This is a genomic window from Parabacteroides sp. D25 (assembly GCF_000307475.1).
GTDB lineage: Bacteria > Bacteroidota > Bacteroidia > Bacteroidales > Tannerellaceae > Parabacteroides > Parabacteroides distasonis.
Map to the genome: position 1 here is coordinate 473068 of NZ_JH976501.1, position 10498 is coordinate 483565.

The following is a 10498-nucleotide window of genomic DNA, read 5'->3' on the forward strand; positions in this document are numbered from 1 at the left end:
TAGATTTGTTTGGTATTTCGGATAAAACCCGTACCTTTGCAAGCCGATTATTATCAAATTGTACTAAGAGTTTAGTTCTTAGCACGTTGTTGCATCATGTGTCCGTTGTGACAATGTTGGTAAGGCTAGTTTTTTGAGTTATTAATTAATTTAATTTTTAAGCAGTGGATACTTTAAGTTTTAAGACCATTTCTGCAAACAAGGCAACTGTAAACAAAGAGTGGGTCATTGTTGATGCTGAAGGCCAGACGTTAGGTCGCCTTTGCGCTAAAGTAGCGAAGCTTTTGCGCGGTAAGTACAAACCCAATTTCACTCCGCACGTTGACTGTGGTGATAACGTAATCATCATCAATGCAGACAAAGTCGTTCTGACTGGTAACAAGTGGAACGATCGTATTTATTTGAGATATACCGGATATCCCGGTGGACAGATCGAGTATACTCCGGCTGATCTTTTGAAGAAAGGTGGCGACCGTCTGTTCCGTAAAGTAGTAAAAGGTATGTTGCCTAAGAACCGTCTGGGTGCAAAGTTGTTGAACAACATGTACGTTTATGAGGGAACTGAGCACAAGCACGAGGCTCAACAACCTAAGTTAATCGATATAAACTCATATAAATAATCACGATGGAAGTAGTAAATGCAATAGGAAGACGTAAAGCGGCAGTCGCTCGCGTATTCGTTAGCGAAGGTACGGGAAAGATCACGATCAACAAACGTGAGCTGGAAAAATACTTTCCTTCTTCAATCCTTCAGTTTATCGTAAAGCAGCCGTTAGCAAAGTTGAACGTCGCAGAGCAATATGATATTAAGATCAACCTTGACGGTGGTGGTTTCAAAGGTCAGTCTGAGGCTGCCCGTTTGGCTATCTCTCGTGCGTTGATAAAGATTAATCCGGAAGATAAGGCTGTCTTGAGAGCGGAAGGATTCGTAACTCGCGATCCTCGTGCTGTTGAGCGTAAGAAACCGGGTCGTCCGAAAGCTCGTAAGAGATTCCAGTTCAGTAAACGTTAATGTTATTTGTGAGTCCCTTACAAGTAAAGCGAAGCGTTTAGTATCTAAATTATCGGGATTCTTTTTACATGTGGACATGCGGAAAGACTACCTGATGGTTGAAATTAAACAAAGAAAGTAAACGATTTAAGAAAAAAACAATGTCAAGAGTAAATTTTGATCAATTATTAGAGGCTGGTGTACACTTCGGACACTTAAAAAGAAAGTGGAATCCCGCTATGGCTCCTTATATCTTCATGGAGCGCAATGGTATTCATATCATTGACCTTTATAAAACAGTTGCTAAAGTAGACGAAGCCGCTGAAGTTATGAAGAACTTGGCTAAACAAGGCAAGAAAGTTCTTTTCGTGGCTACCAAAAAACAAGCTAAACAAGTTGTCGCTGATAAGGCTGCTTCCGTAGGTATGCCTTACGTTATCGAGCGCTGGCCGGGTGGTATGTTGACCAACTTCCCGACGATCCGTAAAGCTATCAAGAAGATGGCTACTATCGATAAGATGACAAAAGATGGTACATTTGATAATCTTTCTAAGAGAGAAAAACTTCAAATCACTCGCCAACGCGCTAAGTTGGAGAAGACTTTAGGTTCTATCGTAGACCTTACTCGTCTTCCGTCAGCGTTGTTCGTTGTAGACGTGATGAAAGAGCATATCGCTGTTCGCGAGGCTAACCGTTTGGGTATCCCTGTATTCGGTATGGTTGATACGAACTCTAATCCGAACAATATCGACTACGTTATCCCGGCTAACGATGACGCTACAAAGTCTGTAGAGGTTATCTTGGGCGCTATCTGCGAGGCTATGAACGAAGGCTTGCAAGAGCGTAAGGCTGAGAAAATTGACGCAGAGGCTGCTGAGGAAGCTCCGAAAAGAGAGCGTAAGGCAAAAGCTGCTGTTAAGAAAGAACGTACGAAGAAAGAAGACGACGATGCGTTGAACGCTAACGTTGCCGGTAAGTTCGCGAAAGACGAAGAATAATTCGATTGACAATTGACGTTGACAATTGACAATTAGAATACAAATACAATGGGCAGTTGGCTTTTGACAGGATTTGTCAATTGGCAACTGTCCATTGTCAATTTTTGAAAGTATAAACATTTTAAAGATAAAGGAAATAAGATTATGGCTGTAACAATGGCTGATATTACCAAGCTGCGCAAAATGAGTGGAGCTGGTATGATGGACTGTAAGAAGGCTTTGACAGAGTCTGACGGTGACATCGAGAAAGCAATGGAAATTATCCGTAAAAAAGGACAGGCTATCGCCGCTAAACGTTCTGATCGTGAGGCTGCCGAGGGTTGTGTGTTGGCTAAGAAGGATGGCGAGTTCGCCGCTATCATCGCTTTGAAGTGCGAAACGGACTTCGTGGCTAAGAATGAGGACTTCGTGGCTTTGACTCAAGCTATCTTGGACGCTGCCGTGGCTAACAAATGCCGTACTTTGGACGAGGTGAAAGCTTTGCCTATGGGCAAGGGTACTATCCAAGAAGCTGTTACGGATCGTAGTGGTATCACTGGCGAGAAAATGGAGTTGGATGGCTACTGCGTAGTTGAAGGTGCTTACACTACTGTATACAACCATATGGGTAAGAACCAACTTTGTACGATCGCCGCTTTCAACAAGGAGTCTGAGGAAGCCGCTCACAATATTGTTATGCAGATCGCCGCTATGAACCCGATCGCTATCGATGAGGCTGGTGTTCCTGAGTCTGTAAAAGAGAAAGAGATCCAGGTTGCTATCGAGAAGACGAAGGCTGAGCAGGTACAGAAGGCTGTAGAGGCTGCATTGAAGAAGGCTGGTATCAATCCTTCACATGTAGACAGCGAGGCTCACATGGAAAGTAACATGGATAAGGGCTGGATTACGGCAGAGGATGTAGCTAAGGCTAAAGAAATCATCGCTACTGTTTCTGCTGAGAAGGCTGCTAACTTGCCTCAACAGATGATCGAGAATATCGCTAAGGGTCGTCTGGGCAAGTTCTTGAAAGAGGTTTGCTTGTTGAACCAAGAAGACATTATGGATGGCAAGAAGACTGTAAGAGAGACAATGAAGGAGATCGATCCTGAGTTACAAATCTTGGCGTTCAAACGTTTCACTTTGCGTGCTGAGTAATTGCGGTAACATATTTGATATAAAGAAAAAGGCGATACAACCCAATGTATCGCCTTTTTTATGAAGTATAGCTTACTTGCCCATAGAAGATATACTTACTTGTCCAATGCAGTATATCTTACTTTGCCAAGTAAGTATATCTGTTTAATTTTTTCTTATTTCAATGCGGCCAACGCATCCTTAATACGTTTGATCGCCTCTGCGATATTCTCATCGCTGGTAGCGTAACTCATGCGGATACACTCGGGTGCCCCGAAAGAGGTACCACCTACGCAAGCTACGTGCGCTACTTCTAAGAGATACATAGCTAAGTCATCAGCGTTGTTGATTACACGGGTTCCATCTGTCTTGCCGTAATAATAACTACATTTTGGGAATAAGTAGAAGGCGCCTTCCGGTTTATTCACCTCGAAGCCCGGAACTTCTTTCGCTAAATTAACGATTAAGTCACGGCGGCGTTCGAAGGCCTTACGCATTTCCTCAACGGGTTCTTGTGAGCCTGTATAAGCCGCTTCCGCCGCTTTTTGAGATACGGAGCAAGGGCCAGAGGTATATTGTCCTTGTAATTTATTAACCGCTTTCACGATCCATTCCGGTCCGGCGATGAAACCGATACGCCAGCCAGTCATCGCATACGCTTTGGAAACGCCGTTTACGATAACCGTACGGTCTTTCATTCCTTCGATAGAAGCGATGCTGTTGTGTTTACCAATATAGTTAATATGTTCGTAGATCTCATCCGCTATAACGATGATATCCGGATGTTTTTTCAATACTTCCGCTAAACCTGCCAATTCCTCGGCGCTGTAAACAGAACCCGTCGGGTTGGAGGGAGAGCAAAGGATTAACGCTTTAGTCTTAGGTGTAATAGCGGCTTCCAGCTGAGCTGGAGTGATCTTGAAATCTTGCTCGATACCAGCCGGAACGATAACGGGAGTTCCTTCCGCTAACTTCACCATCTCCGGATAGCTTACCCAGAAAGGGGCAGGGATGATAACCTCGTCCCCCGGATTTACCAATACCATGACCGTGTTACAAACGGATTGTTTGGCACCGTTTGCACAAGAGATCTGGCCTGCTGTATATTCCAGTCCATTCTCGTTCTTCAATTTGGCAACGATAGCATTACGTAATGCCGGATAACCCGCTACGGGAGAATAACGTGAGAAATTATCGTCAATCGCCTTCTTCGCGGCTTCTTTAATGAAGTCGGGAGTATTGAAATCGGGTTCTCCCACACTTAAGTTGATAACATCGATACCTTGAGCTTTCAACTCACCGCTCTTTTGTGACATCGCCAATGTTGCTGAAGGCGATAAACTCGCTAAACGATCTGAGACTTGTGTCATGACATTGCTTTTTGTATAGGTTGTTTTATTATTATGCGACAAAAGTAATCAATAATCGGAATTCTTGCAACGTTCTGATAACTATTTAATGTTATGCAGCACATGCCCCATACGTTCTTTCTTCGTTTTCATGTAGAATTCGTTGTATGGATTTGGTTTCACCTCGATAGGAACGTTCTCTACTACCTCAAGTCCGTATGCTTCCAGACCTACGCGTTTTACCGGATTATTGCTCATCAGGCGCATTTTCGTTACGCCGATATGACGTAAGATCTGTGCTCCGACACCATAATCTCGCTCATCCGCTTGATGGCCTAAATGCAAGTTCGCGTCCACCGTATCCAAACCATCCTCTTGGAGCTTGTATGCTTTCATCTTCTCCATCAATCCGATGCCTCGTCCTTCTTGGTTCAGGTAAACGATAACCCCTTTGCCTTCTTGGTCGATGCGGCGCATAGCCTCGTGCAGTTGCTCTCCGCACTCGCAACGCATGGAACCGAAGATATCACCTGTAGCGCAAGATGAGTGCACGCGTACTAAGATAGGCTCGTCTTTTTCGAATTTACCCTTTATCAAAGCTATATGCTCTAATCCATTGCTTTTCTGGCGGAAAGGAATGAGACGGAAATGTCCGTACTCGGTAGGGAGATCTACCTCTACGCCGTTCTCTACGATCGATTCGGTCCGGAGGCGATAAGCGATCAGGTCCTTGATGCAAATAATCTTGATATCGAATTTCTTGGCTACCTCAATTAATTGCGGCAGACGTGCCATGGTTCCATCCTCGTTGATGATCTCGATCAAGGCTCCGGCGGGATATAAACCGGCTAACCGGGCCAAATCCACGGCAGCCTCTGTATGACCCGCACGGCGAAGTACGCCACGAGAGCGGGCACGGAGCGGATTGATATGTCCGGGACGTCCCAGATCGGATGGCTTGGTCTTTGGATCAGCCAGCGCCAAGATCGTTTCCGCACGGTCGTACATGGAAACGCCGGTCGTACATTTCCCTCCTAATTTATCTACTGTTATCGTGAAAGGAGTACCTAGTAAAGAGGTGTTATTGGCAACTTGCATATCCAGCTCCAACTCTTGGCAACGTTCTTCCGTGATCGGGGCGCATAATACACCTCGTCCGTTTTTCAACATGAAGTTGATTTTTTCCGGGGTTACTTTCTCGGCCGCGATGATAAAGTCTCCTTCATTCTCCCGGTCCTCGTCGTCTACAACGATTAAGAACTTTCCTTCACGGAAATCCTCGATAGCTTCTTCGATGGTGTTTAATTGAATCTCGCTCATATTTATTGATTATTTATATCCGAGTTATTTTTTTAGCAAATGTAATGAATATATCATATTGATCAGCTCCTTACTGGTCTTTTGTACCATAACGATATCATGCCGTAGCAATTTACGTTGGTACGTAGCCAATAGGTAGATCGGCAATCCCAGTGGGAAGAAAATACCGATAGCCAAAGCAAGTTTCCCGTTTATATGCTTGCTTAGCTTATTATTGTAACCTCCGATGACCGGGTAGTCCATCAATTTATTCAAGAGCAAATTCTGGTCGGAATTACTTAATTCCTCCACGATATTTTCCGTGTCTTGAGCTAACAGTTCCGCTGTGTTATCTTTTCCTCCTTGTTTCCAAAATGTCAGATAATTGATCCAACGTTTATGGTTTGTCAGATAAGTCGTACTTTCTTCCACCAATTTCTCCAGTTGGGGGAGGGTGGCCTCATAATCGGGGGTGTATATGATCACCTCTTTCCGTTCCACTTTTCGCCCTTCACGCTTACCTATTAAGTTCTTCAAGGCATTCACGTAAGTGTCGGCATTCAAGATAACAGAATCTTTTACCGCTTTATAGGTTAGGAATATACCCATAGGTGTTAGGACCACGGAGCTAAGCCACATACCTTCCCATGCGTCCCAAACGCCGTCGCGTGCCATCTTGAAGCCCATATTATCTATAATATAATAGAAGATAAACAAGATTACCGAGATAACGACCGGCACGCCCAACCCTCCTTTACGGATGATGGCTCCTAAGGGCGCTCCGATAAAGAAGAACATGATGCAAGCGAACGATACCGTGAATTTCTTATGCCATTCCGTCAAGTGGCGGCGTACCTTATAGGCCTCGTCGCCAACCGTGGCCGCGCGGAAATAATAGTCGGTCTTGATATTCTCGATCGAGGATTTGGCCCGACCTAATAAGGCGGCTTGGCTACTCGCTGCTTGCGCTAGGTAAAGACTGTCGAAATCCAACTGGATGGTAGGAGTGATTACCGGCAATTTTTCCTGCTGCTCGTCTGGTTGCCCCTCGGCTTCACTCTCTTTTTTAGCCCGTAAGGACTTTAGTGTTTTTACGTATGAGGCATCGTAAATGCTTTTTGCGTTCACGTCCTTGATGCTATCCAAGCGTATGCCCATCGAATCGATAGAGGTTTGTAAATCCTTCAAGTTTTTTCCCATATATTGGTTCTGCATGAAAGATTCGTCGGTACGGTTGAAATTCGCGTCGAATTCAATCAAGATATCCTTGCTGCTGAATGATTCTCGTCGATAGGGGACGGCGGTTCTCGCTTGCGTCGTGTTGGCTTGGCTTTTACCTACGTTCTCGAAAGATTCTCCGTTGAATAAAGATAGGACAAGGAATAATTTATCGGCGGATGTCTTTAGCCGTCCGGAGTCCGCTACGATTACACGGGCGTTATTGAATCCTTCCGAATAATCATAGATCATCACGTCTTTTAATAAACCGTCCTTCGGGTCCTTTTTCTTCACATATACATTGAATCCGGGAATATCTTTGTAGAATGAACCTTCCGGAATATCCAATTCCGGTGATTTCTGGCGCATGGAATATAATAATGTATATAGCTTGACTTGGACAACGGGCATTACGTTGTTTTGGAAGAAAAAGGCTCCCACGCTCACGAATAGGAGCGTTACGATCAAAGGACGCATGATATGTATCAATGATACCCCGGCAGACTTCATGGCCAGTAATTCCAGACGTTCCCCTAAATTTCCAAAAGTCATTAATGAGGCTAATAGAATAGCCAAGGGAAGTGCCATTGGGACAAGGAACAAAGCCGCATACATAAACATCTCCGCTAATACAGGGATGCCAAGGCCTTTTCCCACCATATCGTCGATGTATCGCCAAAGAAATTGCATCAACACAATAAACAGACAAATACCGAATGTCATAAGAAACAACGGCAGGAATGTCTGCAGCATAAATGTATATAATCGTTTTATTCTCAACATTGCCTAATCTGGTTGAAGTGGCAAAAGTAGTGTAAAAAACGATAACACCCCACAGATTTCTGTAAAACTACTCTAAATACCAAGCGTTCGCTTCAAATCTTCCACTTGCGAGTCCCATAAATTAATGGAATCTTTTTTCTCCCCGGGTTCGGAGAAATCCGTAATCTCAAGTGCCGTAGAACCTGTTAATTCGATTGTATGGATTATAAATTCGAAATAAGCGTTCTCATCTTCCTCGTCTACCCAGCGGTAACGGATAAAGTTCTCCGGCTTGGAGTCGATCACTGTTGCCTCTTGGGCCTCTTTACTCCATTTAAAGGTATAGAGATTATCATTTATAATGACCTCGTCGGCGAACCAAGCGGAAAGTCCCAAAGCGGTGGTTAGGTGATTCCACAGGCTTCGTCGTGAAACTTTATCGAAAATGTATTCGATATGAAACTTCTCTTTCTTCATTGTTCTTATCCTTATATTTGCCGCAAGATACGTAAAAGATTTGAAAACGACTAATTTTAATGATGAAAAAAGTATCTAATAACTAACTGTTTAGGTGGAGACCTTAAAAATTAAGCGAATTTTTTTATTGAAAATGTTGTGTAATTCAAAAATAACCCCTACTTTTGCACCGTCAATAAGAGAAACAGTGACAATAAAATGATGGCGAGATAGCTCAGCTGGTTAGAGCGCATGATTCATAATCATGAGGTCCCCGGTTCAATCCCGGGTCTCGCTACCTAGAAAAGGAGGTCGATTTTTCGATCTCCTTTTTTATGTCCTTTTTTCTTTTGCTATCAGATGGTCTTTTGGGAGGATAAAAAAACCTGAACAATCTTTCTCGTAAACGATCTTGATTGTTCAGGCAAAATAATTATGTAACCTCGCGGTTATGTTAATTAGGTTTGCCTACATCATAATTTAAGGGTAATTATATATGTAAGCAGGGTCATAGGGTAAAATTTCGCAAATTGCTTTGCTTGATTTATAAATACAAAGATATGTATGTCTAAATGTTTTGAGTGATGGTATTTGTCTCAATAGGAGAATGTATTTCTATCATATAGATAACGCACGCCTCGGAAATCATCTGAAGCGTGCGTTTAGCATATAAAATTTAAATCTAGTTACCCTTGTTTATGTAGTGACCCTGCTGTGATTTTTATATGCTTACCCTAATGTCTGTTGCGAATATATTCATAATATTCATAGGTTGTATCTTTATTTGATCGGTATTTATATCAGCTTAGTGTGTAAAACTATCAACAGGTGGAGTGAACCTTGTGATGAAGCGGGTTTTCGTTAGTATTTAAATAAAGTTAAGACGGTGTTCGTGTCAATATCATGGGTATTCCTATCACGGAGAATGCGGTTTTTGAGAGAAAAACAGCGCACGCCCGAAATTCTCTAATCTCGTGACGTGCGCCAAAGCATATAAAAATTGAGGGTATCTTAATTCATTGTTATATGTTGGATAACGGTTGCCCAGTCAGCAATTGTAATATTAGCCGAAACTTCTCCGGAGTACTTGAAAGTGATCTCGGTGCGTTTTCCGGGGGTTGCAGCGAATAATTCTCCATTTTTGTCTTTTTCGCTAGAAAAAATAAGATTGCCGTCCTTGTAAAGCTCTACCGTTATATTTTGAGCCGGAAAAATGGCTTGGGTTTCTGTTGTCAAATTACCTTTTTCGTCAAAAGAAGCGGGGAAAGCGAATTCAACCTCTTCTCCTGTTGGGTTGCCATTGTAGTCCAATGAGCTTTTTGTATTTTTAATTCGATATTCAAAATTTCCGGCATTACTCCCTAGATACTTGATCAGTCCTTTTGTTGAAAGCTGGAAAATTGAAGTTTTGCGAATGATTTGTAATTCGTTTGATACGGTGGATTTTGTTGAAGAGTTCTTATGAAGCGTAACTTGTCCATAGAACAAATCGCTCGGAATATTAGCTATGCCGTTATTCTCTTTTAGGCTGACTTGCAAATCGGATATAATATTGGCTTTGCTCATGTTTGAAATCTCTTCGTTTCCAGAATTGATTCCACTCCATGCGATCACGGTTATGTCATTACTGTTCGGACAGTTAATGTCTATAGCCCGGCGAGATAAAATTGTAGATTTGTTTACATTAATCTGCTCGAAGAAATCGTTGTTTTGATCGAAGACAAATAATGTAGCTCCATTCACCTCTCCCTTGGTCGTAATGTCGTTACCATCTGAATTCATTGCTTTTAATACCACGGAGAATGGTACTTCGGCTTGTTCAATAACCTCACTTGTTGTTGCTACTACGTCATTTGAATCATCCGTGCAAGCGGAGAATGACAAAACTGTTAAAATAACAGAAACCGCAAATACGCAATTTGCGAAAAAATTACCCCTTTTCATGACCCTACTTTTTATATGCTTTACCCTTAATCTAAGTGACTTGGTTTTTTTGACCGCCCCTCAACGGTCTTTCCTTATCACTACATCGCAAATGTATGTATAAAAATCATAGGTTGTATCTTTTGTGATGGGTATTTTTATCAAAAAAGTGGGTAAAACTATCATTATACCTCTATATTCCTCTGTTGATGCATGTTTCGGATGATGATTAAATAATGTTAATGGGTTTATTCCTGTCAATTTGAGTGGTAAATATATCATCGCTGGTCCTTATTGATAGCCTTGCCTCTGTTGTGTGATAGGAATGCAGTTGTTGTTAACGTCTATTAAAACGACAGTAAAAAACGTTCGTTTAAATCTTGCGTTTT

Annotated in this window: 9 protein-coding genes and 1 tRNA gene; 5 read left to right on the forward strand and 5 right to left on the reverse strand. The window is 42.5% G+C overall.

The window, feature by feature from the left end:
• Positions 1 to 164: 164 nt before the first annotated feature.
• The 4 genes from rplM to tsf all read left to right on the forward strand — a co-directional run bounded on the left by rplM (position 165) and on the right by tsf (position 3123).
• The gene (rplM, locus tag HMPREF0999_RS05420; RefSeq protein WP_005859486.1) at positions 165 to 620 is read left to right on the forward strand and encodes a 50S ribosomal protein L13; all 456 of its coding nucleotides are present in this window, start codon (positions 165 to 167) and stop codon (positions 618 to 620) included.
• A gap of 5 nt (positions 621 to 625) precedes the next feature.
• Positions 626 to 1012 (forward strand): 30S ribosomal protein S9, encoded by a 387-nt coding sequence (rpsI, locus tag HMPREF0999_RS05425; RefSeq protein ID WP_005859484.1) that lies wholly within the window; start codon positions 626 to 628, stop codon positions 1010 to 1012.
• 140 nt (positions 1013 to 1152) lie between these two features.
• Entirely contained in the window at positions 1153 to 1989 is an 837-nt protein-coding gene (gene rpsB, locus HMPREF0999_RS05430; RefSeq protein ID WP_005859482.1) for a 30S ribosomal protein S2, read from the forward strand.
• A 144-nt stretch (positions 1990 to 2133) separates the two neighbouring features.
• Positions 2134 to 3123, forward strand: coding sequence for a translation elongation factor Ts (tsf, locus tag HMPREF0999_RS05435; protein ID WP_005859480.1), 990 nt, complete (start codon positions 2134 to 2136; stop codon positions 3121 to 3123).
• A 155-nt stretch (positions 3124 to 3278) separates the two neighbouring features.
• Here tsf and HMPREF0999_RS05440 read toward each other — a convergent pair whose 3' ends face one another.
• The 4 genes from HMPREF0999_RS05440 to HMPREF0999_RS05455 form a co-directional block, all read right to left on the reverse strand.
• Positions 3279 to 4472: a pyridoxal phosphate-dependent aminotransferase gene (locus HMPREF0999_RS05440; protein WP_005859478.1), complete on the reverse strand. Its 1194-nt coding sequence runs from the start codon at positions 4470 to 4472 to the stop codon at positions 3279 to 3281.
• Between the two features lie 81 nt (positions 4473 to 4553).
• Positions 4554 to 5771 carry a bifunctional 3,4-dihydroxy-2-butanone-4-phosphate synthase/GTP cyclohydrolase II gene (locus HMPREF0999_RS05445; protein WP_005859476.1) on the reverse strand — a complete coding sequence of 406 codons (1218 nt, stop codon included), beginning with the start codon at positions 5769 to 5771 and terminating at the stop codon, positions 4554 to 4556.
• Positions 5772 to 5795: 24 nt separating this feature from the next.
• Positions 5796 to 7721 carry an LptF/LptG family permease gene (locus HMPREF0999_RS05450; RefSeq protein WP_009275387.1) on the reverse strand — a complete coding sequence of 642 codons (1926 nt, stop codon included), beginning with the start codon at positions 7719 to 7721 and terminating at the stop codon, positions 5796 to 5798.
• A gap of 102 nt (positions 7722 to 7823) precedes the next feature.
• A complete protein-coding gene (locus tag HMPREF0999_RS05455) occupies positions 7824 to 8207 on the reverse strand; it encodes an START-like domain-containing protein (RefSeq protein ID WP_005859472.1) in 384 nt (127 codons plus the stop codon).
• A 203-nt stretch (positions 8208 to 8410) separates the two neighbouring features.
• Here HMPREF0999_RS05455 and HMPREF0999_RS05460 point away from each other — a divergent pair.
• Positions 8411 to 8484: transfer RNA gene (locus HMPREF0999_RS05460), tRNA-Met, on the forward strand.
• Between the two features lie 713 nt (positions 8485 to 9197).
• Here HMPREF0999_RS05460 and HMPREF0999_RS05465 read toward each other — a convergent pair.
• Positions 9198 to 10130: a FimB/Mfa2 family fimbrial subunit gene (locus HMPREF0999_RS05465; RefSeq protein WP_005859470.1), complete on the reverse strand. Its 933-nt coding sequence runs from the start codon at positions 10128 to 10130 to the stop codon at positions 9198 to 9200.
• Positions 10131 to 10498: the final 368 nt, after the last annotated feature.

Bases quoted from the DNA above. Each gene is read 5' to 3' on its own strand.
- rpsI (WP_005859484.1), top strand. From the start codon at position 626: ATGGAAGTAGTAAATGCAATAGGAAGACGTAAAGCGGCAGTCGCTCGC.
- rpsB (WP_005859482.1), top strand. From the start codon at position 1,153: ATGTCAAGAGTAAATTTTGATCAATTATTAGAGGCTGGTGTACACTTC.
- tsf (WP_005859480.1), top strand. From the start codon at position 2,134: ATGGCTGTAACAATGGCTGATATTACCAAGCTGCGCAAAATGAGTGGA.
- HMPREF0999_RS05440 (WP_005859478.1), bottom strand. From the start codon at position 4,472: ATGACACAAGTCTCAGATCGTTTAGCGAGTTTATCGCCTTCAGCAACA.
- HMPREF0999_RS05445 (WP_005859476.1), bottom strand. From the start codon at position 5,771: ATGAGCGAGATTCAATTAAACACCATCGAAGAAGCTATCGAGGATTTC.
- HMPREF0999_RS05450 (WP_009275387.1), bottom strand. From the start codon at position 7,721: ATGCTGCAGACATTCCTGCCGTTGTTTCTTATGACATTCGGTATTTGT.
- HMPREF0999_RS05455 (WP_005859472.1), bottom strand. From the start codon at position 8,207: ATGAAGAAAGAGAAGTTTCATATCGAATACATTTTCGATAAAGTTTCA.
- HMPREF0999_RS05465 (WP_005859470.1), bottom strand. From the start codon at position 10,130: ATGAAAAGGGGTAATTTTTTCGCAAATTGCGTATTTGCGGTTTCTGTT.